Source organism: Pseudarthrobacter sp. 1G09, from assembly GCF_050038305.1.
In the GTDB taxonomy this organism is placed as follows: domain Bacteria; phylum Actinomycetota; class Actinomycetes; order Actinomycetales; family Micrococcaceae; genus Arthrobacter; species Arthrobacter equi.
Genome location: NZ_CP188306.1, coordinates 2,254,517 through 2,276,928 on the forward strand (window position 1 = coordinate 2,254,517; position 22,412 = coordinate 2,276,928).

18 protein-coding genes are annotated in these 22,412 nt (G+C 66.8%); 10 read left to right on the plus strand and 8 right to left on the minus strand.

The window, feature by feature from the left end:
- Nucleotides 1-4 precede the first annotated feature (4 nt).
- The 3 genes from ACP3TD_RS10370 (at nt 5) to ACP3TD_RS10380 (ending at nt 2,452) form a co-directional block, all read left to right on the plus strand.
- Entirely contained in the window at nt 5-814 is an 810-nt protein-coding gene (locus ACP3TD_RS10370) for a TrmH family RNA methyltransferase (RefSeq protein ID WP_426762795.1), read from the plus strand.
- A gap of 185 nt (nt 815-999) precedes the next feature.
- Nucleotides 1,000-1,257: a type B 50S ribosomal protein L31 gene (locus tag ACP3TD_RS10375; RefSeq protein ID WP_015937073.1), complete on the plus strand. Its 258-nt coding sequence runs from the start codon at nt 1,000-1,002 to the stop codon at nt 1,255-1,257.
- A gap of 97 nt (nt 1,258-1,354) precedes the next feature.
- Nucleotides 1,355-2,452: a lipoate--protein ligase family protein gene (locus tag ACP3TD_RS10380; RefSeq protein WP_426762797.1), complete on the plus strand. Its 1,098-nt coding sequence runs from the start codon at nt 1,355-1,357 to the stop codon at nt 2,450-2,452.
- Nucleotides 2,453-2,517: 65 nt separating this feature from the next.
- Here ACP3TD_RS10380 and pepN read toward each other — a convergent pair whose 3' ends face one another.
- Together pepN and ACP3TD_RS10390 are read right to left on the minus strand one after the other, a co-directional pair.
- Complete coding sequence (gene pepN / locus ACP3TD_RS10385; protein WP_426762799.1) at nt 2,518-5,166, minus strand: aminopeptidase N; 2,649 nt, start codon at nt 5,164-5,166, stop codon at nt 2,518-2,520.
- A 52-nt stretch (nt 5,167-5,218) separates the two neighbouring features.
- Entirely contained in the window at nt 5,219-6,262 is a 1,044-nt protein-coding gene (locus ACP3TD_RS10390; RefSeq protein ID WP_426762801.1) for a YeiH family protein, read from the minus strand.
- Nucleotides 6,263-6,375: 113 nt separating this feature from the next.
- Here ACP3TD_RS10390 and ACP3TD_RS10395 point away from each other — a divergent pair, with 113 nt between their 5' ends.
- From ACP3TD_RS10395 to ACP3TD_RS10405, 3 genes are read left to right on the plus strand one after another with little or no spacing between them, the layout of a single operon-like run.
- Entirely contained in the window at nt 6,376-7,932 is a 1,557-nt protein-coding gene (locus tag ACP3TD_RS10395) for a circularly permuted type 2 ATP-grasp protein (RefSeq protein WP_091720184.1), read from the plus strand.
- Between the two features lie 57 nt (nt 7,933-7,989).
- Nucleotides 7,990-8,916: an alpha-E domain-containing protein gene (locus tag ACP3TD_RS10400; protein ID WP_015937078.1), complete on the plus strand. Its 927-nt coding sequence runs from the start codon at nt 7,990-7,992 to the stop codon at nt 8,914-8,916.
- Complete coding sequence (locus ACP3TD_RS10405) at nt 8,913-9,764, plus strand: transglutaminase family protein (RefSeq protein WP_426762803.1); 852 nt, start codon at nt 8,913-8,915, stop codon at nt 9,762-9,764. Before ACP3TD_RS10400 ends, ACP3TD_RS10405 begins: the two co-directional genes overlap by 4 nt.
- A gap of 36 nt (nt 9,765-9,800) precedes the next feature.
- Here ACP3TD_RS10405 and ACP3TD_RS10410 read toward each other — a convergent pair whose 3' ends face one another.
- From ACP3TD_RS10410 to glgC, 3 genes are all read right to left on the minus strand, one after another.
- Entirely contained in the window at nt 9,801-10,268 is a 468-nt protein-coding gene (locus ACP3TD_RS10410) for a pyridoxamine 5'-phosphate oxidase family protein (protein WP_426762805.1), read from the minus strand.
- 18 nt (nt 10,269-10,286) lie between these two features.
- Nucleotides 10,287-11,738, minus strand: coding sequence for an SDR family NAD(P)-dependent oxidoreductase (locus ACP3TD_RS10415; RefSeq protein WP_426762807.1), 1,452 nt, complete (start codon nt 11,736-11,738; stop codon nt 10,287-10,289).
- Nucleotides 11,739-11,836: 98 nt separating this feature from the next.
- Nucleotides 11,837-13,243 carry a glucose-1-phosphate adenylyltransferase gene (gene glgC / locus ACP3TD_RS10420; RefSeq protein ID WP_426762808.1) on the minus strand — a complete coding sequence of 469 codons (1,407 nt, stop codon included), beginning with the start codon at nt 13,241-13,243 and terminating at the stop codon, nt 11,837-11,839.
- Between the two features lie 102 nt (nt 13,244-13,345).
- On the opposite strand from glgC, the gene glgA reads away from it, so the two are divergent.
- Nucleotides 13,346-14,551 carry a glycogen synthase gene (gene glgA / locus ACP3TD_RS10425; RefSeq protein ID WP_426762809.1) on the plus strand — a complete coding sequence of 402 codons (1,206 nt, stop codon included), beginning with the start codon at nt 13,346-13,348 and terminating at the stop codon, nt 14,549-14,551.
- A 106-nt stretch (nt 14,552-14,657) separates the two neighbouring features.
- Here glgA and ACP3TD_RS10430 read toward each other — a convergent pair whose 3' ends face one another.
- Both ACP3TD_RS10430 and ACP3TD_RS10435 read right to left on the minus strand, forming a co-directional pair.
- On the minus strand, nt 14,658-16,772 hold the full coding sequence (locus ACP3TD_RS10430) for an acyl-CoA dehydrogenase (protein WP_426762811.1): 2,115 nt from the start codon (nt 16,770-16,772) through the stop codon (nt 14,658-14,660).
- 1 nt (nt 16,773) lies between these two features.
- Nucleotides 16,774-17,535 (minus strand): TetR/AcrR family transcriptional regulator, encoded by a 762-nt coding sequence (locus ACP3TD_RS10435; RefSeq protein ID WP_426762813.1) that lies wholly within the window; start codon nt 17,533-17,535, stop codon nt 16,774-16,776.
- Nucleotides 17,536-17,554: 19 nt separating this feature from the next.
- On the opposite strand from ACP3TD_RS10435, the gene ACP3TD_RS10440 reads away from it, so the two are divergent.
- Genes ACP3TD_RS10440 through ACP3TD_RS10450 form a run of 3 tightly spaced genes read left to right on the plus strand, consistent with a single transcriptional unit; the run spans nt 17,555 to nt 21,273 of the window.
- The gene (locus tag ACP3TD_RS10440) at nt 17,555-18,916 is read left to right on the plus strand and encodes an acetyl-CoA C-acetyltransferase (protein WP_426762815.1); all 1,362 of its coding nucleotides are present in this window, start codon (nt 17,555-17,557) and stop codon (nt 18,914-18,916) included.
- A 9-nt stretch (nt 18,917-18,925) separates the two neighbouring features.
- A complete protein-coding gene (locus ACP3TD_RS10445; RefSeq protein ID WP_426762817.1) occupies nt 18,926-20,266 on the plus strand; it encodes a 3-oxoacyl-ACP reductase in 1,341 nt (446 codons plus the stop codon).
- A complete protein-coding gene (locus ACP3TD_RS10450) occupies nt 20,239-21,273 on the plus strand; it encodes a MaoC family dehydratase (protein WP_426762819.1) in 1,035 nt (344 codons plus the stop codon). The genes ACP3TD_RS10445 and ACP3TD_RS10450 overlap by 28 nt, the downstream gene beginning before the upstream one ends.
- Before the next feature lie 9 nt (nt 21,274-21,282).
- Here the strand turns inward: ACP3TD_RS10450 and ACP3TD_RS10455 are convergent, their stop codons facing one another.
- A complete protein-coding gene (locus tag ACP3TD_RS10455; RefSeq protein ID WP_426762820.1) occupies nt 21,283-22,401 on the minus strand; it encodes an FUSC family protein in 1,119 nt (372 codons plus the stop codon).
- Between the last annotated feature and the right edge of the window lie 11 nt (nt 22,402-22,412).

The following is a 22,412-nucleotide window of genomic DNA, read 5'->3' on the forward strand; positions in this document are numbered from 1 at the left end:
TCCGGTGCCCTTCCACTACCTTGATTCCGCCAGCGACCCGCGGGTCAGCGACTACACCACGCTGACCGATGTCCATCTCCGCAAGCTCCGCGAACCGCGCGAGGGGATGTACATTGCCGAGTCCTCCCGGGTCCTGAGGCGGGCCCTCGCGGCCGGCCACCAGCCGCGTTCGTTCTTCCTGGCGGAGAAATGGCTCGCAGACCTCGACGACGTCTTCCAGGCCTATCCTGATATCCCGGTTTTCATCGGCAAAGCCGCCCTCCTGGAGGAGATCACCGGCTTCCACCTCCACCGCGGAGCCATGGCCGCCATGCAGCGGCCCGACCCCGTGCCCCTGCCGGAGCTCCTGGCCGGTGCCCGAAGGGTTGCCGTGCTCGAAGACATCGTGGACCACACCAATGTGGGCGCCATCTTCCGCTCGGCGGCTGCGCTGGACATCGACGCCGTCCTGGTATCGCCCCGCTGCGGCGATCCGCTGTACCGGCGCAGTGTCCGCGTCAGCATGGGGACGGTGTTCCAGGTTCCGTGGGCGCGCCTGGACAGCTGGCCGGGTGACCTGCAGGTCCTCAAGGACCACGGCTTCACCGTGGCCGCCCTGGAACTGACTCCCGATGCACTGGACGTCGACGCCGTTGCGGCCGGCAGTCCTGACCGGCTGGCCCTGGTCCTGGGCACCGAAGGGGCGGGCATGAGCCCGGAGACGCTGGCCGCCGTCGACCTCGCCGTGAAGATTCCCATGCGCAACGGTGTGGACTCGCTCAACGTGGCCGCGGCGTCTGCCGTGGCATTCTGGGAACTGCGCCCCCGACGCTGAGCAGGGACCCTGCAGGTGAGGGCCCGGAAGGTGCCGTGGCGCGGTTCGCGGGTGTCCCCGGGATCCGCTAGTATTGACTGCTGGCCCTCTTGTGTCTTTCGGCAACGTCCTGGGATTCAGAGCCCGGCCATCCCATTCATACCTGGCAGCTGGCAAAATCCAGTTGCGCGAACAAAGGCCCCATTATGAAGTCTGATATCCACCCGAAGTACGCCGCCGTCGTTTTCAATGACCTGGCCTCCGGTACCAAGTTCCTGACCAAGTCCACCGTGTCTTCCTCGAAGACCATCGAGTGGGAAGACGGCAACACCTACCCGGTCATCGACGTCGAAATCTCCTCCGAGTCCCACCCGTTCTACACGGGCAAGCAGCGCATCATGGACTCCGCAGGCCGCGTCGAGCGCTTCAACGCACGCTTCAAGGGCTTCGGCGGCAAGAAGTAATTCTTCCACCCATAGCTTTCGGAAAGCCCGCACCGGGAACGGTGCGGGCTTTCTTTGCGTTGGCAGCGCGGGCACGCCGTACGGCAGGATGTAAACCATGAGCCAAACGACCTCCCAGGACCAGGACGCAGCAACAAACCCCGGCCGGCACGGCGAGTACAAGGTTCCGGGCGGAAAGCTGGTGGTGGCGGACCTTTCCGTGGCGGGCGGCGTCCTGGCCGACGTCTCGATCAGCGGCGACTTCTTCCTCGAGCCGGACGAGGCCCTCCTGGCCATCAACCGGGCACTCACGGGGCTCCCGGAAACCACCCCGGCCGCAGACCTCGCAGCGGCAGTCACTGCTGCCCTGCCCGCAGACGCTACCCTGTTCGGATTCTCCGCCGACGCCGTCGCCGTGACCGTCCGTCGGGCCCTGGCCAAGGCCACCTCCTGGGCGGACCACGACTGGAATGTCATCGCTCCCAACGTCCTGCCCACCGAAATCAACGTGGCCCTCGACGAGGTCCTCACCGAAGAAGTCGGCGCGGGCCGCCGGAACCCCACCCTGCGGTTCTGGGACTGGCAGGAACCCTCCGTGGTCATCGGCAGCTTCCAGTCCGTCCGGAACGAGGTGGATCCCGACGGCGTGGCCCGGCACGGCATCAAGGTGGTCCGCCGGATCAGTGGCGGGGGAGCGATGTTCATGGAGGCCGGCAACTGCATCACCTATTCCCTGTACCTGCCCCAGACCCTGGTGGACGGGCTCAGCTTCGCCGATTCCTACCCGTTCCTGGATTCCTGGGTGATGGCGGCGCTGGAGAAGATCGGCGTGACAGCCTTCTACGTCCCGCTTAACGACATCGCCACGGACCAGGGCAAGATCGGCGGCGCCGCCCAGAAGCGGCTGGCCAACGGCGGCATGCTCCACCACGTCACCATGAGCTACGACATCGACGCCGACAAAATGGTGGACGTCCTGCGCATCGGCAAGGAGAAGCTCTCGGACAAGGGCACCCGCAGCGCCAAGAAGCGGGTGGATCCGCTGCGCCGCCAGACCGGGCTGGCCCGCACGGACATCATCGGGGCCATGATGGACGTGTTCACGGGCCGGTACGGGGCCACGCACTCGGAGCTGACCGAGGCCGAGCTCGCTGCAGCGCGGGAACGTGCGGCCACCAAGTTCGGCACCGAGGAATGGCTGCACCGGGTCCCCTGAGCCAACCCGCACATTGCCCTGCAGGGTCCCTGCACGGTTAGTCCCGGCGCAGCGGCCCTTGGCCGTTACGGCGCAGAGTCGGCCGGATCGGGTGAACCAACGACGGCGGCCTGCGCGGTGAGTGCCCGCAGCAGGTGGTTGCGCTGCTCCACGATGATCCGCCGCAGCGCACGGGGCGCATCGGCGTTCGCCTCAAGCCAGGCGTCGGTCCTGCGCAGCACCGGATGGGCGCCGGGCTCCGCGCCGTCGGCCAGGTCCTGGGCTGACGGGAACAGGCCCCGCACGATCCGGCTGGCGATCTCGATGCTGCGGCTGTCCCAGACTTCCCGCAGGCAGCCGAAGTACGGCTCAACGTAGGGTTCCAGCAGGGCCGCCGGGGCGGTGGCGAACCCGGTAATGGTTGCCGTCAGGAGCTGGTTGGACAACGCTGTGCCCTGCACGGCTTCGGCCCAGGCCGCGGCCTTCACATCCGCCTCAGGCCGGGCAGCACCGGCCGTGGCATGGCCGGCCCGTCCCGAGGCGGTGTTATCTGTCGCCAGTTCGGCATCGAGCTCCGCTGCGGATGCCTGGCCATGGGCAGCGAGGGCGTGCCAGAAGTGCCAGCGGAGTTCGGCGTCTACGGCCAGGCCGGGTACCTGTTCGGAACCGTCCAGCAGCCCCTTCAGCAGCGGCAGCAGCGAAGCGTCATGCCTGCTGAGCGTTCCCAGCGTGCGCGCCCAGGCGAGCTGCTGGTCCGAGCCCGGTTCGGCCCGCCGCAACTCCGCGCCGGCGGTGCCCAGGAAGGACGCACGGACGGTATCGCGGCGGGCTGCGGGCGTGTAGCGTTCGACGGCGGTGCAGGCGTTATCGAGGATGTTCAGCAGCACGCCGATCCCGGTTTCGGACGGACCGAACGCGGCCACCGCTGCCACGTACCGTTCGGCAGGGGTTTCGCCGTCACGGGCTGAGTTCCACAGCGCAGTCCAGCACAGGGCGCGGGCCATGGGGTCGCTGATCCGGTCCAGGGAGGCGAGGACCGTGGCTTCGGAGACGGGGTCGAGCCGGACCTTGGCGTAGGTCAGGTCGTCGTCGTTGACCAGCAGGAGGGCCGGCCGCTGCCGCCCGGCCAGTTGGGGAAGCTTCGTGCGGGCACCAGCCACATCCGTTTCGATGCTGCCGGTCCGTACCAGGGCGCCGTCGCCGTCGAAGTCGTACAGACCCACCCTGAGCCTGTGCGGCCGCAGCTCGTCCCGTCCCGTGACAGGGTCCGTGGCCTCCTGGACGATGGAAGCGGAGCCAAGCCCGCCGTCGTGCGCCGCCTCTGTGGTCGCGTCCAGGGCCAGCGTGGAAATCCCCGATGTCTGCAGCCACTGGCGTGCCCATTCCGAGAGGTCGCGTCCCGAAGCGGAGCTTAGGGCTGCCAGGAGGTCTGCCAGGGTGGTGTTGCCGTAGGCGTGCTTGCGGAAGTACTCCCGGGATCCGGCGATGAAGGCGTCAAAGCCCACATAGGCCACCAGTTGCTTGAGCACGGAGGCGCCCTTGGCGTAGGTGATGCCATCGAAATTCTGCTTGGCCGCTTCCAGGTCCGGGATGTCCGCGACGATGGGGTGCGTGGTGGGCAGCTGGTCCTGGACGTAGGCCCAGGCCTTGCGCTTGTTGGCGAAGTTGACCCAGGCGGTGTCCCAAGCGGTGGCCCGGTCCACGGCGAGGGTGCCCATGTAGTCGGCGAAGGATTCCTTGAGCCAGAGATCGTCCCACCACTGCATGGTGACGAGGTCGCCGAACCACATGTGCGCCATTTCGTGCATCAGTGTGTTGGCCCGCGCCTGGTACTGGGCGTCCGTGGCCCGGGAGGTGAAGACGTAGCTCTCCGTGAACGTCACCAGCCCCGGGTTTTCCATGGCGCCCAGGTTGTATTCGGGCACGAAGGCCTGATCGTACTTGCCCCAGGGGTAGGGGTAGTCGAAGAGCCGGTTGAAGAAGTCCAGGCCGGCTTTGGTAAGCCGGAACAACTCGGCGGTGTCGAAGGATTCTGCCATGGAAGCCCGGCAGTAGAGCGCCAGCGGAACGTCCAGGTGCGTGCCGTCCTCCAGAGTTCCCTGCCAGCGGTCTTCAGCCTTGAAATATGGGCCGGCCAGCACGGTGGTGATGTACGTGGACATCGGCAGGGTGGTGGCGAAATCCCAGCGTGCTGTGGCGGGGTCGCTGGTGAGCAGGGTCCTGGCGGTTTCCACGCCGTTGGACGCCACCTGCCAGGAAGCCGGGGCCATCAGGTGGAAGGTGTAGGTGGCTTTGAGGTCCGGCTGCTCGAAGTTGGCGAAGACCCTGCGCGCGTCCGCCGGTTCGTATTGCGTGTAGAGGTAGGTCTGGCCATCGGCGGGGTCCACGAACCGGTGCATGCCCTCACCGGAGCGGCTGTACAGGGCTGTTCCGGTGACTGTGACCTGGTTTTCCAGCTGAAGGTTGTCCAGTCTGATGCGCGCACCGTCCACCACGTCCTCCACCGGCAGGCCCTTGCCGTTGAGGAACACGCTGTGCACGCTGCTGCCAATAAAGTCCAGGAACGTGGACGTGCCCGCGTCCGCGGCAGTAAACGTGATGACGCTGCGGGTGGTGTAGCCGGCAGCCTCCGGATCTTCGGCCTGGCGGACGTCGAGGGAGACGTCGTAGCTGGCGGTGCTGATCAGGGCCGAGCGGCCGGCAGCTTCGTCGCGGTGCAGATTCTCATGTGACACCCAGCTATCTAATCACGCTGCAAAGGCCGCCATGCCGGCCGCCGGCGGCACGTCAACCAACGATGAGCAGGGCGGCCGCGAGGCCCAGGACCGCAATCAGCAGCCAGGATGCCAGCGCAGCCAGCAGGGCCCGCCCGCCGGTCAGGAGCAGCGTGCGGATCCGCACCGCGGACCCCAGGCCAAAGAGGGCCGCCCCCAGCAGCACGTCCTGCAGCATGGCCCCCGCCTCCAGCCAGCCCTCTGCCAGCCACCCGGTGGAGCGCAGCGCCACCATCGCCACGAATCCCAGCACGAACAGCGGCACCACAGGCGGCAGGCCGGCGTCGTGCCCGGAAGGACGGAGGGAAAACCGGTGGTGCGCCCCCGCCAGTGCCGTCACGGGCGCCAGGAGCAGCACCCGCGTGAGTTTGACGACGACGGCGATCGCCAGGGCCGCGGGGCCGGCAGTTTGCGCCGTGGCCACCACCTGTCCCACATCGTGCACGGACGCGCCGGTCCACGCTCCGAAGACCCCGGCGCTGAGCTGGAGCGGGTGGACCAGCAGCGGCAGGACGCCGATGGCCAGGGTGCCGCACAGGGTCACCAGCGCCACCGGCAGGACGGTGTCCACGTGCCGGATGCGCCGCACCGCTGCCATCGCGCCGATGGCTGAGGCCCCGCAGATGGAGAATCCGGTGGCCACCAGCAGCGACGTCACCGGCGGCAACCTGAACAGCCGGGAGATCAGGTACGTGCCGCCGAAACTTGCCGCGACCACGGCGGTGATCAGCGCCAGCGCCAGCCAGCCGAGGTCCAGGACGTCGCCGATGCCCACTTTCAGTCCCAGCAGCACAATACCGCCGCGCATCAGGTGCTTGCCGGCGAAGTCCAGTCCGGGGCGGGCCCGTCCGGCCGTCCATCCTCCGGTCACCGGCAGGTTTGCGGTTAGGACTCCCAGCACCACGGCCAGGGTCATCGCCGGAAGTGACGGCACAAGCGCGTGGATGAGGAAGGCGAGCACCAGGGCCACCGCCGCAGCGGCCAAGCCGGGCAGCAGCCGTGCGGCTCCCCGCGGGCGTCCCGGGCCGGGGGTGGGGGAGCTTCTGCTGACTGGCACTCACCCACTTTGCCGGACGGAGCCCGGAATGTCCGAACCGGCTGTGCGCGCCAACACGCCACAATGGAAGGCCGTTTATGAATTCGAAACAAAAAGGTGGTTGGCTATTGGGCATGTCAGACCTCTTCCAGGATTACTCCGAGGCCGCGGGCCGGACCGGAGCCTACGACGAAATGTTCGCCCCCGGGCAACAGGCCCGCCCCTCCTATGAGCAGGTGGCGGATGCACTCCGCAAGCTCTCGCTGGCCGATGTCAGCGCCCGGGCCGACTCTATGGCGCGGACCTTCCTGGACCGCGGCGTCACCTTCGACTTTGCGGGGGAGGAGCGGCCCTTCCCCCTGGACATCGTGCCCAGGGTCATTCCCGCTGCCGAATGGGACGTCATGGAGCGCGGTGTAGCGCAGCGCGTCCGCGCCCTCGAGGCCTTCCTCAACGACGTGTACGACAAGATGACGGTGGTGTCCGACGGCGTGATCCCGCGCCAGCTGGTGACCACCAGCGCACACTTCCACCGCCAGGTGCACGGGTTTGAACCCGCCGGCGGCGTCCGCGTCCACATTTCCGGCATCGACGTGGTCCGCGACGCCGCCGGAACCTTCCGTGTCCTCGAGGACAACGTCCGGGTTCCCTCCGGCGTCAGCTACGTCCTGGAAAACCGCCGTGCCATGGCCAAGGGCCTGCCGGAGGCCTTCGGCCAGCAGCTCATCCGTCCGGTCGAGGAATACCCGCGCCGGCTTCTCTCGGCCCTGCGCAAAACCGCACCCTCGGGCGTGGACGATCCCACCGTCGTCGTGCTCACGCCCGGCGTGTTCAACAGCGCCTACTTCGAGCACACGCTGCTGGCCGGACTGATGGGCGTGGAACTTGTTGAAGGACGGGACCTCATCTGCCGCGGTAACCGCGTATACATGCGCACCACCGCCGGTGAGCAGCGTGTGGACGTCATCTACAAGCGCATCGACGACGACTTCCTGGACCCCCTCCAGTTCCGTGCCGATTCCATGCTCGGCTGCCCCGGACTGGTCAACGCGGCCCGGGCCGGCGGCGTCACCATCGCCAACGCTGTGGGCAACGGCGTCGCGGACGACAAACTGGTCTACAGTTACGTTCCTGACCTGATCCGCTACTACCTCAGCGAGGAGCCCATCATCGCGAACGTTGATACGTTCCGCCTCGAGGAGAAGGAAGCCCGGGAGTACACCCTGGACAACCTTGCCGAACTCGTGGTCAAGCCGGTGGACGGCTCCGGCGGCAAGGGCCTGGTCATCGGCCCGGACGCCTCCAAAGACGAACTGGACGCCCTGCGGCAGCGGATCATCGCCGATCCGCGCGGCTGGATCGCCCAGCCGGTCCTGCAGCTCTCCACGGTGCCCACGCTGAGTGGCGACAAGTTCGGCCCCCGCCACGTGGACCTGCGCCCGTTTGCCGTGAACGACGGCGACAACGTCTGGGTGCTGCCCGGCGGGCTCACCCGAGTGGCGCTGAAGGAAGGCTCGCTGATCGTGAACTCCAGCCAGGGCGGTGGCTCCAAGGACACCTGGGTCCTGGCCGATTCACCGCAGATGCCTGTCGAGTCCGTTCCGCGGCAATCCATCTCGGTCCGCGAGCGGGTCTCCGTGTGGCCCGTGGAAAGCAACTGGCGGGACCGCCAGTCGGAGCAGCAGCAGTGACCCGCCCCATCCGGCACCGTTTCTTGTCCGTTTCGGCCCCGCAGGAGGTAGCCGCGAATGCTTAGCCGTATTGCCGAATCCCTATTCTGGATCGGCCGCTATGTGGAGCGGGCCGACGGCACCGCCCGTATCCTCGACGTGCACCTGGAGCGGCTCAACCACCTCCCCATGGAGGAGCGCAAAAGCGTGGCCCAGGAGCTGCTGGCTGTGATGGGAGCAAGGCCCCAAAGCGACGACTTCGGCCTGCCCGAACTGCTGCACGCCCTGGCCTACGACAAGACCAGCGCCACGTCCATTGCCGGGTCCCTGGGCGCTGCCCGGGAGAACGCCCGCCGTGCACGCGAAACGGTCTCCTCAGGACTGTGGGAGAGCCTCAACACCACCTATTACGGGCTCAGCCAGCACCGTAAGGACGTGGTGGGCACCTACCGGTTCTGCAACTGGACCCTGGAGCGCACCGCCATGGTCAGCGGCCTGGCGGACACCACCGTCAGCCACGACGAAAGCTGGCTGTTCCTCGTCCTGGGCCGGTCACTTGAGCGGGCCGACATGACCGCCCGAATGCTGTCCACCAGGGATGTCCTGTCCGCAGGCATGTCGTGGGTGAACATGCTCCGGTGCGCCGGCGCCTACGAATCCTTCCTTCGGACCCGCCGGGCAGCTTTCGGGGACCAGCACGCGGCCGAGTTCCTGCTCCTGGACCGGCTGTTCCCGCGCTCCATCGTGTACGCACTGCGCGACGCCGACGAATGCCTCGCCAAACTGGACCCCTCAGCCCAGCGCGTTGGCTTCATCAACGACGCCCGCCGCATCGTGGGCCAGGCCCGCACGTTCCTCGAGTTCCACCGGACGGACGACCTCATGTCCGAACTGCCCGAACACATGGAACGCGTGCAGAAGGCTGTGTCCCAGGCCTCGGACGCCATTTCCCGTAAGTACTTCAATCAGGCGGACGAACTGGCCTGGGTGGGAGAAGTTTCATGACCCGGCTGAGCATCGTCCACCGGACGGCGTACAAGTACAACAAGCGCGTCACCCTCTCGTACAACGAGGCACGGATGACGCCGCTGACGGACGCCCAGCAGGTAGTCCTCGAATCAGTGGTCAAGGTGTCCCCGTCGCAGGCGGCCGTGAGCACCTACCGCGACTACTGGGGCACCAGGGTGACGGCCTTCGACATGCAGATGCCGCACGACCACCTGGAGGTCATCTCCAACATCACCGTCGAGGTCCACCGTGCCGGGAAGATCCCGTCCGAGTCCGACATCGCCGGCTGGGACGTTCTGGCGTCCCCGGAAACCCTCAACACCCACAGCGACTGGCTGCCGCAGTCACGGCTCAGCGGTCCGGGTGAAGAAGTCCTGGGCATCATCCCCGGTGTCGTTGCCGGCAAGAACCCGCACGAAGCGGCCATGGCCATCTTCGCCTGGATGCGCGGTGAGATGACCTACATGTCCGGCTCCACCGCCGTCACCACGAACGCGGAAGAGGCCTGGACGCAGCGGCAGGGCGTCTGCCAGGATCTCGCGCACCTGGCCATCGGGGCCCTGCGCAGCTGCGGCATCCCCGCACGCTACGTCTCGGGCTACCTGCACCCCCGGTCCAGCGCCGGCGTGGGAGAGACAGTTGCCGGCCAGTCACACGCCTGGCTGGAGTGGTGGGACGGGGACTGGCGCAGCTGGGACCCCACCAACCACAAGCCGGCCGGGGACTTCCACGTCACCGTGGCACGCGGTAGGGACTACCGGGACGTCACACCGCTCAAAGGCATCCTGTCCGGCGGCGGCGGATCAGCCCTGAACGTCAGCGTGGAGATCACCCAGCTCGCCTGACCGGTGGCGTGCGCACTGCGCGCACGCCACCGGTGCCTACTCGTGGGCGGATTTGGCTGAGCTGCTGATCTGGGTCCACCAGGTCATCGGCTCGGTGACCTGAAACCGGCGGCCGGTAACGGAGTCGGGGGTAATCCGGACGAACGCGTCCTTCCGGCCTGCCTGCCAGGGGAAAAGGTAAAGCCGTGACGTGTCCAGCACGTCCTCGGCCCTCTTCACCACTTCGGCGGTACCCTTGACCACCACGCTCCAGGCCAGCCCGCTCTCCGGATCGACGCCGTCGGCCTCCACCGCCACGGCCGCATCTCCGGACGCGGCCGACAGCTTGGTGCCCTGGCCGGTGCGGAACACCACCGTGCCGCCGTCCACCGTGTAGTTGATGGGGAAGATATCCGGGCGGCCGTCAGCCATGACGGCCAGCCGGCCAACGGAGACAGTGCGCAGCATGGCCCAGCATTCGTGGTGCTCGAGGTTCTGGACGTCGGGTGATGACTCGTTGCTCATGCCGTGAGCATACGCCTTTCACCAGGGGCTGGGCTTGTAATCCTTAAGGAAGACACCGTACTGGTCTTCGCCGTTTTCACCCATGACAATGGGGTCGTAAACCCGGGCTGCACCGTCCACCAGGTCCAGCGGCGCGTGGAAGCCCTCCTCCATGAGGCGGACCTTCGTGTAGTGGGGCCGTTCGTCGGTGATCCAGCCGGTGTCCACGGCGGTCATCAGGATGCCGTCGGTATCGAGCATCTCCTGTGCGCTGGTCCGGGTCATCATGTTCAGCGCGGCTTTGGCCATGTTGGTGTGCGGGTGCCCGGCGCCCTTGTAGGCGCGGGAGAACTGGCCTTCCATGGCGGAGACATTAACGATGTATTTGCGGTGTGCCGTGGACCGCTGCATGGCGCCGCGGAGCCGGCTGACCAGCAGGAACGGTGCCGTGACGTTGCAGAGCTGGACTTCAAGCATCTCCAGCGGGTCTACCTCGTCCACCACCTGTGTCCAGCTGTTGATGGTGGCCAGGTCCGGGACCAGGCCGCCGGCGTCGATGGCCGTTCCTGAAGCGATGCGTTCCAGTGAGGCCGAACCGGTGGACAGTGCCAATGACGTCACGGCATCCCCGGCGAGGACCGGGTGCTCGGTGACGGTGCCTGCGAGGGCCAGCGGATGCTTGTCATGGGCGTGGCCGAACGTCAGCAGCTCCGGTCCGCCGTTGTCCTGCTCCAGCGCTGCAGGCAGCGGTTCGTCCTCGGCATCCACCAGCGGCTTGTAGGCATTGCCGGAGCGGCGGACGGTCTGGGCGGCGTTGTTGATGATGATGTCCAGCGGCCCGGCCTCGTTGAGGGAGTCGGTCAGTGCCATGACCTGGGACGGGTCGCGGAGGTCAATGCCGACAATCCGCAGCCGGTGCAGCCAGTCGGCGCTGTCCTCCATGGCAGCGAACCGCCGCGCAGCGTCCTTGGGGAACCGCGTGGTGATGGTGGTGTGGGCGCCGTCCCGCAGCAGACGGAGGGCGATATACATGCCGATCTTGGCGCGGCCGCCGGTCAGCAGGGCGCTGCGGCCGGTGAGATCGGTGCGCGCATCACGCTTGCTGTGGCTGAAGGCCGCACATTCCGGGCACAGCTGGTGGTAGAAGGCATCCACCTGGGTGTAGTGCTGCTTGCAGATGTAGCACGGCCGGGACCGGATGAGGTGGCCGGCCACTTCGCCGGTGGCCGAGGGAGCGAGCTTGTTTCCGCGCGTCTCGTCGTCGATCCGGTCCGGGGCGGCCGTGGCCGTCAGGGCAATGACGGCACGGTCGGCGTCGGCAATCAGGTCGCGCTTGGTGACCCTGCGGTGGCGTTTGACCGCTTTGAACATCTTGCCGGTGGCCCGGCGCACCGAGATGTAGTCGGGGTGCTCCTCGTCATAGACGTGGATGGTGTTCAGGACCTTGAGGCAGGCCTGGATTTCCTCAGGGGTCAGGTCGGGGGAGCTCATTGGGTCAATTTTACAGCGTGGACACAGGGCATCATGACTGAAGGACCGGAGGCGCCGTGCAGGCGCCGCCGGTCCTTCGACCAGATGTCAGCGGGGTGTCAGGAGACGCGTGCTCCGGGGGAGGCTTCGGCTGCGGCGGCGTGGGTCCGGGCCACCTTGTCCACCGATTCGCGCACCTCGGGGTACTGGTCCGCGGCAGCCTTCACGGCGTTGGGGACCAGGCGCAGGTTCTTGGCTGCCAGCTGGCGTTCATGTTCGCCGGGCTCGGGGACTTCCTGGTACTTGGACAGGACGGTGATGCCCGATTCGGTGACCTTGAAGCCGCGTGCCCGGTCGAGGTCCGGGTCCAAACCGATGGCGGCGCCGGCCGGTACCTTGACGTTCTTGTCAATGATGGCCCGGTTGATCACGGCGCCCTCACCGACCTGCACCTTGTCCATCAGCACGGAGTCGATCACCCTGCTGCTGGTTGCCACGTACACGTCGTTGGAGAGGACGGAGCCCTCCACCACGCCGCCGGAGATCACCACGCCGCTGGAGACGATTGAATCCAGCGCGGTGCCTACCGTGTTGTTGAGCCCGCGGACAAACTTGGCGGGCGGGGAGATGCTTTGCCGCGTGTAGATCGGCCACTCGGAGTTGTAAAGGTTGAAGACCGGCAGCGGCGAGATGAGGTCCATGTGGGCATCGTAGAAGGAGTCGATGGTGCCTACGTCGCGCCAGTAGGTGCGGTCTCGTTCGGTGGAGCCGGGGATTTCGTTGAGCGTGAAGTCGTAGACCCCTGCCTCGCCCTGGTTGACGAAGTAGGGGATGATGTCGCCACCCATGTCGTGCTTGGTGTCGAGCCGTTCAGCGTCCACGTGCAGGGCCGCGACCAGGGCGTCGGCGTCGAACACGTAGTTGCCCATGGAGGCGAGGAACTGGGACGGATCCGCGGCGAGGCCGGGTGTGGTGGCGGGCTTCTCCACGAACGCCGCGATCTTCTGCGGATCGTTCTGGTCCACCTCGATGACGCCGAACTGGTTGGCCATGTTCAGCGGCTGGCGGACGGCGGCAACCGTTGCCTTGGCGCCGCTGTGGACATGCTGCTCCACCATCTGGGCGAAGTCCATGCGATAGACGTGGTCTGCACCCACCACGACGACGATGTCGGGGTTGGCGTCATGGATCAGGTTCAGGGACTGGTAGATGGCGTTGGCGCTGCCCAGGAACCAGCTCTTGCCCACGCGCTGCTGTGCGGGGACGGAGGCGACGTAGTTCCCCAGCTGGGTGGACATGCGCCAGGCTTCGGAAATATGCCGGTCGAGGCTATGCGATTTGTATTGGGTGAGGACCACAATTTGCAGGTAGCGAGAATTCACCAGGTTGGAGATCGCAAAATCGATAAGGCGGTAGCTGCCGGCGAAAGGCACCGCGGGCTTCGCCCGGTCTGCCGTCAGTGGCATCAGTCTGTTTCCCTCGCCACCTGCGAGGACAATGGCCAGGACTTTTTTATTCAACGGCATAGTGGTCGCTCCTGTACGCCTTCGTAACTCCCCAAGACAGTCCGGTACGCCCGGACTCCTTCACACTAGAACAGTTATGCGTGAAGGACTACCTTGGGTCTTGTGCGAATAGATATTGTGACTAAAGAGTTCCCGCCGGAAATTTATGGTGGCGCCGGGGTGCACGTCGCCGAACTGAGCAGGGTGCTTAGTAAGCACGTTGACCTGCAGGTTCGTGCCTTCGGTGCTCCCCGCGACGCCGACTATCACGGGGCAGTGGTGACTTCCTACGGTGTGCCGGAGGACCTCTCTTCCGCCAACGCTGCTGTGCAGACGCTGGGTGTGGACCTGAGGATCGTCCCGGACATCGCCGGCGCCGACCTGGTCCACTCGCATACCTGGTACGCCAACATGGCGGGCCACCTGGCCTCGCTGCTGCACGGAATTCCGCATGTTTTGAGCGCCCACAGCTTGGAGCCACTGCGGCCGTGGAAGGCGGAGCAGCTGGGTGGCGGCTACGCCTTGTCCTCCTGGGTCGAGAAGACCGCCTATGAGGCTGCCGCCGCCATCATCGCCGTCTCCGAGGGCATGCGGCAGGACATCCTGCGCAGCTACCCTGACGTGGATCCGGAGAAGGTCCGGGTGGTGCACAACGGCATCGACGTCGAGATGTGGAAGCGTGACGAAAACGACGACGCCATCCGTGCGCTGGGCATTGATCCCGCCAGGCCAAGTGTCGTCTTTGTGGGAAGAAACACGCGGCAGAAGGGGGTTCCGTACCTCCTTCGGGCCGCCGCAAAGCTTCCTGATGACGTCCAGCTCGTCCTGTGCCTGGGCGCGGCCGACACCCCGGAACTGGCCGCCGAAACCGCCGCACTGATCGAGGACCTGCAGAAGCAGCGGACCGGCGTGGTGCTGATCGAGCGGATGTTGCCCCGCCACGAGCTCATCCAGGTCCTGAGCCACGCCACCGCCTTCGCCTGCCCCTCCATTTACGAGCCGCTCGGCATCGTCAACCTCGAGGCCATGGCCTGCGGTGCCGCAGTGGTGGCCAGTGCCACGGGTGGCATTCCCGAGGTGGTGGAGCACGGCCGGACCGGGCTGCTGGTGGACCTTGAGCAGGTCACCGACGGTACCGGGACGCCGCTGGACCCCGAAAAGTTCGTCAGTGAATTCGCGGCTGCCCTCACGGAAGTCGTGTCCGATCCGGACCGTGCGAGGGCCATGGGCCAGGCGGGCCGCGAACGTGCCGAGAAGCACTTCTCGTGGGAGTCCATCACAGAGACCACCCTTGAGGTGTACCGCTCGGTGCTGCCCGCCGGCAGCTGACGTCCCCCCAGCAGTACGACGACGGCGCCGCTCCCCGTGGAAGGGAAGCGGCGCCGTCGTCTTACCAGGACTTTGCTCTGGGGCGGTGGTGGGCCGCCGGCGGGCTTTAGGCCTTGCGGCCGCCGGCTTTGCGGGCCAGCAGAACCTTCTCGTCCACGGGGGTCTGTCCGCTGGCACGTTGGCTGCGGAAGTACGCTCGGGCCTCGTCCTGGCGTACCTTTTCGGCGCCGGTGGCGATGGTGGCGCGGACGTGTTCGTCGCCGTACCCGAACGCGTCCACCAGGTCCAGTGCGTGCGGCCTGATCTTCTCGAGCAGCCTGTTGATATAGCCGCCCACGGTACGCGCCCGCTGCATGGAGAGCCTGCCGTTCATGAGGTACCAGGAGAGGTTCTTCTCGATCAGGGACAGCCCGAAGAGGTCACGCAGCCAGGTCAGGACCTTCTTGGTGCCGGGATCGGTGACGTCGGCGAGCGCCTCGGTGAAGGCCTCCCACTGCAGCAGTTCGGCGTGGGCCTGCGCAGCGTCGATCAGTTCGTTCTGGTGGCGGTTGAAGAGAGCCGCGCCCTTGTCCTGCGGCAGCCGGTTACTGCCCTTGAGCGCGGTGGCGGCCTCAGCGACCATGGTCTGCACCCGGTCGGTGAGGAGTGCCCGCTGTCCTTCCTCGTCCCGCAGGGCGATCGCGGCCTTCTGCACGGAGCCGGTGTCGGTGATGAACTGTGCCACCTGGCGCAGGCCGGTACGGTGGATGGCCGCGCCGGTGGCCTGTCCCACCACATAGCGTGCCAGGACACCGAAGTCCACGTTGCGGAACTCCTTGGCGTAGTCGGCCAGCAACCGCTTGGCAACGAGCTGCAGCAGCACGGTGTTATCGCCTTCGAAGGTGGCGTAGACGTCAAGATCCGCCCGGAGCGAGGCGAACCGGTTTTCAATCAGGAACCCGGCGCCGCCGCAGGCCTCCCGGCATTCCTGCAGGGTGTCCAGGGCATGCCAGGTGCTGAGGGGCTTGAGGGCCGCCGCCAGGGTTTCGAGATCCTGGCGGTCCGCGTCGGTGTCCGCGGCGCCGGAGAAGACGTCGTCGAACTTCTGCAGCAGCTGTTCGTGCGCAAACCCGGCGGCGTAGGTGGTGGCGAGCCGGGTGAACAGGCGGCGCTGGTGCCGCTGGTAGTCCAGCAGCACTTCCTCGTCCGTGTGGGACGAAGCGTTGAACTGCCGGCGCTCGGTGGCGTACTGGATGGCAGCTTTCAGCGCCACTTTGGATGCCGCTACCGCTGCTCCGTCCAGGGAAACCCTGCCCTGGACCAGGGTTCCCAGCATGGTGAAGAAGCGCCGGCCGGGGCTGGCGATGGGGGAGCTGTAGGTGCCGTCGGCAGCGACGTCGCCGTAGCGGTTGAGCAGGTTGGTGCGCGGGACCCTGACATTGGTGAAATGCAGCCGTCCATTGTCGATCCCGTTGAGGCCGCCCTTGATTCCGTCGTCCTCACCGCCGATGCCCGGCAGGAATTCCTTGGTGTCCGGGTCGCGGAGATCAACATAGAAGGCGTGGACCCCGTGGTTGACGCCCTGCGTCACCAGCTGGGCGAATACCACTGCGCCGAGTCCGTCCGTTGCGGCGTTTCCGATGTAGTCCTTCCAGGCAGCGCGGAAGGGCGTGTGGATGACGAATTCCGCAGTGGCGGGGTCGTACGTGGCAGTGGTGGCGATGCTGGCAACGTCGGAGCCGTGTCCGGTTTCGGTCATGGCGAAGCAGCCGGGGATGGCCAGGTTCATGATGCCCGGCAGCCACTTGGCATGGTGCTCTGCTGTGCCAAGGTGCATGACGGCTGAGCCAAACAGTCCCCACTGGACCCCGGCCTTGATCTGCAGCGACGGGTCCGCAACCACCAGCTCCTCGAAGCCGGCGATGTTGCCGCCGTGGTCGTCGGAGCCGCCAAGCCCGGAGGGGAAGGCGCGGTGGACCGCCCCGTTGTCAACGAGGTACTGCAACTGCCCGAAGACCCTGGCGCGGTGGTCCGTGTGGGTCTCACCCTCGACCTTGTGCAGTTCGGGACGGGCGGCGAGCTCCCGCGCCTCGCGGCGGACATCCGCCCACTTACCCAGGAGTTGCCTGCCCAATGCTTCGGTGTCAACGGCGGGCAGGGGGCGGTCTGTATGGGCAGGCACCCGGGCGGTGCCGGCCGGCCCGGAGCCCTTGGCGGCGGGGCGGTCCACTACTTCAGTCATGTCAATGTCCTTCGTTGGTGCTGACAGGTTGCTTGGTGGTGCTCGGAGTAGACAGTTCGGGTGCGATGCCGACGCAGAGCCAGTCGGTGATTTGGCGGGCCATGGCGTCCTGGCCCGGTTTGGCGGCGGAGTCGGCGGTGCTAAGCCACTGTTCGCCGGCGTTTCGCACGAGGCCGATGGCGGCCTTGGGCCAGAACCCGATGACCGCTTCCTTCCCGTCACCCAGGTGGGAGCGCATGGGGGTGGCGATCATCTCGGCCACTGCGTCGAAGAAGTGCCCCAGGGCGCCGGAGACGGCCGCCGCGCCGGACGACTCCGCGTGGCGTGTCACGAAGGTGTAGACGTTCCGGCTGGTGGACGCCATCTGCAGGTAAGCGGAGACCATCGCGAACAACCCTTCCCGCGGCGTCACAGCGCTTTGCGCGGCCTCGCGGATACGCCGCTGCATCTGGTCCAGGACCACCTCGCCCACCGCCTGCTGCAACCCGGCCTTGTCGCCGAAGTAGCGGTAGAACACGGACTTGGACGTTCCGGCTGCTGCGGCGATGTCCTCCATGGAGGCGTCGCTGCCAAGTGCATGTACCGCCCGCCGGGCCTGCTTAATCAGCTGCCGCCGGCGCTCTTCCCGGTGGGACTCCCAGCGGGACGACCTGCCGTCCGGACTGGCGGCAGGGGAGTGCCCGTCGGCGCGTGCTTCAGTTACTGCTCCGGGGATGTTCACGATACCCAGCGTATCAGGTACGCTGGGTATCGGTAACCGCATGCGACCAGAGGAGACACCCATGTCCATTGACGGACAGTCAGCCACCGGCCCCGACGAGTCAGCCCGCCCAACCGCGGGGGCCACCGAACTGCGCCGGGCAGTCGTTGTTGGCGGAAACAGGATTCCCTTCGCCCGTGCCGGAGGTGCCTACGCAAAGTCCTCCAACCAGGACATGCTGACGGCAGCCCTGGACGGACTCATTGCCCGCTTCGGCCTCCAGGACGAACGCCTGGGAGAGGTGGCAGCCGGCGCGGTACTCAAACATTCCCGTGACTTTAACCTGACCCGCGAAGCTGTCCTCGGCTCGGCGTTGTCAGCCGAAACACCGGCCTACGACCTGCAGCAGGCCTGCGCCACGGGCCTGGAAACCGTAGTGGGCCTGTCCAACAAGATCAAGCTCGGCCAGATTGACTCAGCCATCGCTGGCGGGGTCGACTCCGCCTCGGATGCCCCGGTGGTGGTCAGCGAAGGCCTCAGGGAGGTCATCCTCGATCTCAACCGGGCAAAGACGCTGCCGCAGCGGCTGCAGATCCTCAGCCGCCTGCGCCCCAAGGACCTGGCTCCGCTGGCTCCGGGTACTGCAGAACCGCGCACCGGCCTGTCCATGGGGGAGCACCAGGCCCTCACAACTGCCCAATGGAAGGTTTCCCGGGAAGCCCAGGATGAGCTTGCCCTCAACAGCCACCGCAACCTTGCCGCCGCTTACGAGTCCGGCTTTTTCGACGACCTCATCACCCCCTACCGGGGCCTGTCCCGCGACGGCAACATGCGCGCCGATACTTCGGCGGAAAAGCTCGCGTCGCTGAAGCCCGTCTTCGGCAGGAACCTTGGCGCCGACGCCACCATGACCGCCGGAAACTCGACGCCGCTGACAGACGGCGCTTCAACAGTCCTGCTGGCCTCGGACGAATGGGCAGACGCCCGCGACCTGCCGAAGCTCGCTGCCGTGGTGGACGCAGAGGCCGCCGCGGTGGACTTCGTCCACGGCAAGGACGGGCTCCTGATGGCTCCGGTCTTCGCGGTTCCCAGGCTGCTGGCCCGCCACAACCTGACCTTGGCGGACATCGACTACTTCGAGATCCACGAGGCCTTCGCGGCCACCGTACTGAGCACGCTTGCTGCCTGGGAGGACGAAGACTTCGGCCGCACCCGGTTGGGCCTGGACGGCGCCCTCGGCAAGGTGGACCGCTCACGTTTGAACGTCAACGGCTCGTCGCTGGCCGCAGGACATCCGTTTGCGGCCACCGGCGGACGTATCGTGGCATCGCTGGCCAAGCTGCTGCACGCCAAGGGCAGCACGGACGGGCGGCCGGTCCGCGGACTGGTGTCGGTGTGCGCTGCCGGCGGCCAGGGCGTCGTCGCAATCCTGGAATCGGTGTAGGGGGCAAACATGGCGGACAAATACACTCAACTGGTCAACCAGGGCCTCGGCAGGAACGTCGCCAAGAGGCTTGGACTGCCCCAGCCGGCGCTGCTGCGCCGGTACCACCCGGGCCAGCCCCTGATATCGGGACCGGTCGTCATCCAGGGCGATTCCGCGGCGGCCGACAAACTGGGTGCTGAGCTGTTGTCTTGGGACCTGGACATCCGCCGGCACGCAGTTCCGGGCGAGAAGCTCGGGGCCATCATCCTGGTGCTGGACGAGGTGGAGCGGCCGGAGGACCTCGGCAGGACGGTCCTGGGCGCGGCAGCCTCCCTTCGGGACCTCGCACCAAGCGGCAGGGTCCTCACGGTGTCCCGGCCCGCCGCTGAAGCCGGTTCGCCTGCAGCTGCGGCGGCCCGTCAGGGAATCGATGGGCTCCTGCGGTCCCTTGCAAAGGAACTGCGTGCCGGCGCAACCGGAAACGGCATCCTCCTGGCGGAGGGCGTGGACATCACGAGCCCCAGCGCCCTGGGCGCCGTGCGTTTCTTCCTTTCCGGACGTTCATCGTTCGTGGACGGGCAGTTCCTGAAGATTTCCGACGCCGGAGGCACGCTGCCGCAGGACGCTGACACACCGCTGGCCGGAAAGATCGCCGTCGTCACGGGCGCAGCCCGGGGGATCGGCGCGCAGATTGCCCGTACCCTGCACCGGGACGGCGCCACACTGGTGGTGGTGGATCTCCCCGCAGCCGGGGACCATCTGGCGGCCGTGGCCAACGAAGTCAAGGGAACAGCCCTGCAGTTGGACATCACCCGTGCGGACGCCGGGCAAAGGATCATCGACCACGCCGTCCAACGCCACGGCCGGCTCGATATTGTCATCCACAACGCCGGCATCACCCGCGACAAGCTCCTCGCCAATATGGATCCGGCCCGCTGGGACTCGGTCATCAACATCAACATCGCTGCCCAGCTTCGGATCAACGAGACCCTCCTCGCATCGGAGCACTTCAGCCAGTCACCGCGTATCGTGACTGTTGCGTCCACCAGTGGGATTGCCGGGAACAGGGGGCAGACCAACTATGCGGCCTCCAAGGGAGGAGTCATGGGCATGGTCAGGGCAACAGCGCCACTGCTGGCAGAAGCCGGCGGCACCATCAACGCAGTTGCACCGGGGTTCATCGAAACAGAGATGACTGCACGGATCCCCCTGGCCCTTCGGGAGACAGCGAGGCGCCTGAACTCGCTCAAGCAGGGCGGCCAGCCCGCGGACGTGGCTGAAACCATCGCTTTCCTTGCCAGCGACTCCGCCGGAGGCATCAGCGGTGAAGTACTCCGGGTATGCGGACAGAACCTGGTAGGCGCGTAGTGGGGCCGCAGCCCCTCATCCTGGGGGAGATGCCGTCACTGTCCAAGCTGTACATCAACGCCGCCGCGCAGGCTGCCCGGCGGCGGCTCCTCGGCACAGGCGATTCCTCCCACCTGCCCGAAGAAAGCCACGAGGTGCGCGGCGTCGCGGTGGACGTCGCAAACCTCACCGCCTACCAGCACCTGTTGGGCGAGACCGCCAGCGATGTGCTGCCCGCGGGTTTTGTCCACGCCTTGGCATTTCCGCTGGCCATGAGCGTGATGAACCGGGACGACTTCCCGCTCCCGCTGCTGGGCATGATCCACCTGGGCAACCGGGTGGAACAACGCATGCCGCTGCTCTTCACCGAGGCCCTCGACATCACGGCGCGGGTAGAGAACCTGCGGGGGCACCGGTCCGGCACGCAGGTGGACGTTGTGGCAGAAGTCCGCAAATCCGGCAGTAATGCCGTTTGCTGGCTGGGAGTCTCCACTTACCTGGCGAAGGGGATCTTCCTGCCGGGGATCGACAAACCCTCGGCCCATCACGGCAAGCCCGACTTCCGTGCGCCCGATCCGACGGCACTCTGGCAGTTGGGTGTGGACGCGGGCCGGGCCTACGCCGCCGTTTCCGGCGACTTCAACCCCATCCACCTCAGCGTGCTGTCTGCGAAGGCGCTAGGCATGCGCCGGTCGATTGCACACGGCATGTACCTGGCTTCCAGGGCGCTCGCCGACGTCGGCCCTGCCCGCGGTGATTCCTTCATCTGGGAGGTAGGGTTCGAAGCGCCGGTGTTCCTGCCGGCACGGGTTGCCCTGGACATCAGCACTGAACAGGACGGCACTGGCGGCTGGTACCGCTCGGATTTCGTTGCCTGGAACCCGCGGTCCGGGCGGCGCCACTTCACCGGTTCAGTTGCGGCGCTTGAAGTCACGGCAGCCGGCAAGGGTGGCGAAGGGTCCGGCAGGGACACTCCCGGCCCCGCCGAAACGGGCGTTTCAGGGCTGGTGCAGGAAGAACGGGTCTAGGACGGCCCGCTAGTCTGCCGGACGGACGGCGCGAAGGATGCGGTGCAGGCTAAGCAGGATGGATTCCGAAGCGGGTACCGTTCCATGCTCGGCTTCCCTGGTGGAAGTGGCAGCCATGCACGCGTCCATCGCTGCCTTCGCGGCATTGAAGCGGTCCTGGTGCCCCTGCTTGTCATCATCCCCGTAGGACGTCAGCAGGTCTCCGGCGGCCGTCATCGCCGCGGACAGGGGCTTGCTGTCCTGAACCGGCACCTCGTAGGGGACGTCGCTTTCCCAAATGACATCGGTGAGCACGTCGGTCATGTCCTGGATGTGGAACGTCACGCGCTCCAGCTCCCGCAGGTGCCTGTAGTCCTCGTCCACGTCGCGGGGATGGAGCCGACGCCTCGGATTGCCCCGGCGGCTGGCATCGGCTTCCCTGACGAGGTGGCGCACGGAGCGGGTGGCGGCCGCCAGTTCATCGGACCGGCGGGACCATTCGGCATGGGCGGGCGGCCACTCCTCCCGGAGCGCCTTCCCCATGTCGGTCAGCTGGGTCCCGAGTGCACGCCGCAGTTCGTCGAGGCTGGCTGCGGCTGCATTGAAGTGCAGCGGGGGAAAAATTACGAAGTTCACGCCGATGCCCACGGCCACCCCCACACCCATCTGCACCAGGTAACCGAACGAAAAATCGTCGGGGTGGCTGTTGCCCACCAGCAATACCAGGAGGGCCGCCGTCGGAATCCAATCACTTCCGGATCCGATGCCGGGCAGGCCGCCCAGGAGGACGCCGATGCCCATGAAGATCGCTACGGTAAGGGGCGAGGGGTCGGTGTAGGCCACCAGGACGAATGCGAGGCCGATGCCGACGGCGAGGCCGGCCAGTGCCTGCAGTCCTTGGCGGACCGAGCCGGCGATGTTGTGGTACATCGCCACCAGGGCTCCCAAGGGAGCGTAGTAGGGGTAGTCAGCAGCTGCCCCGGGCATCAGGGGTGCAATCAGGAAGGCAAGCCCGGCTGCGATGGCCGCTTTGGCGGCCAGCTGGAGCCGCTGGGCGGCGAAGGCGGCCGTGAGTCCGGAGACTGCCCGCTTCAGGACCTCGGTTCCCCGGCCCCATATGACTTGCGTTCTGGCTTGCGGCGTGCTCATCCGCCCAACCT

Bases quoted from the DNA above. Each gene is read 5' to 3' on its own strand.
- glgC (WP_426762808.1), bottom strand. From the start codon at position 13,243: ATGCCGTTGAATAAAAAAGTCCTGGCCATTGTCCTCGCAGGTGGCGAG.
- ACP3TD_RS10450 (WP_426762819.1), top strand. From the start codon at position 20,239: ATGCGGACAGAACCTGGTAGGCGCGTAGTGGGGCCGCAGCCCCTCATC.
- ACP3TD_RS10430 (WP_426762811.1), bottom strand. From the start codon at position 16,772: ATGACTGAAGTAGTGGACCGCCCCGCCGCCAAGGGCTCCGGGCCGGCC.
- ACP3TD_RS10380 (WP_426762797.1), top strand. From the start codon at position 1,355: ATGAGCCAAACGACCTCCCAGGACCAGGACGCAGCAACAAACCCCGGC.
- ACP3TD_RS10375 (WP_015937073.1), top strand. From the start codon at position 1,000: ATGAAGTCTGATATCCACCCGAAGTACGCCGCCGTCGTTTTCAATGAC.
- ACP3TD_RS10400 (WP_015937078.1), top strand. From the start codon at position 7,990: ATGCTTAGCCGTATTGCCGAATCCCTATTCTGGATCGGCCGCTATGTG.
- ACP3TD_RS10455 (WP_426762820.1), bottom strand. From the start codon at position 22,401: ATGAGCACGCCGCAAGCCAGAACGCAAGTCATATGGGGCCGGGGAACC.
- ACP3TD_RS10410 (WP_426762805.1), bottom strand. From the start codon at position 10,268: ATGAGCAACGAGTCATCACCCGACGTCCAGAACCTCGAGCACCACGAA.
- ACP3TD_RS10405 (WP_426762803.1), top strand. From the start codon at position 8,913: ATGACCCGGCTGAGCATCGTCCACCGGACGGCGTACAAGTACAACAAG.
- ACP3TD_RS10440 (WP_426762815.1), top strand. From the start codon at position 17,555: ATGTCCATTGACGGACAGTCAGCCACCGGCCCCGACGAGTCAGCCCGC.
- ACP3TD_RS10415 (WP_426762807.1), bottom strand. From the start codon at position 11,738: ATGAGCTCCCCCGACCTGACCCCTGAGGAAATCCAGGCCTGCCTCAAG.
- ACP3TD_RS10395 (WP_091720184.1), top strand. From the start codon at position 6,376: ATGTCAGACCTCTTCCAGGATTACTCCGAGGCCGCGGGCCGGACCGGA.
- ACP3TD_RS10435 (WP_426762813.1), bottom strand. From the start codon at position 17,535: ATGCGGTTACCGATACCCAGCGTACCTGATACGCTGGGTATCGTGAAC.
- ACP3TD_RS10445 (WP_426762817.1), top strand. From the start codon at position 18,926: ATGGCGGACAAATACACTCAACTGGTCAACCAGGGCCTCGGCAGGAAC.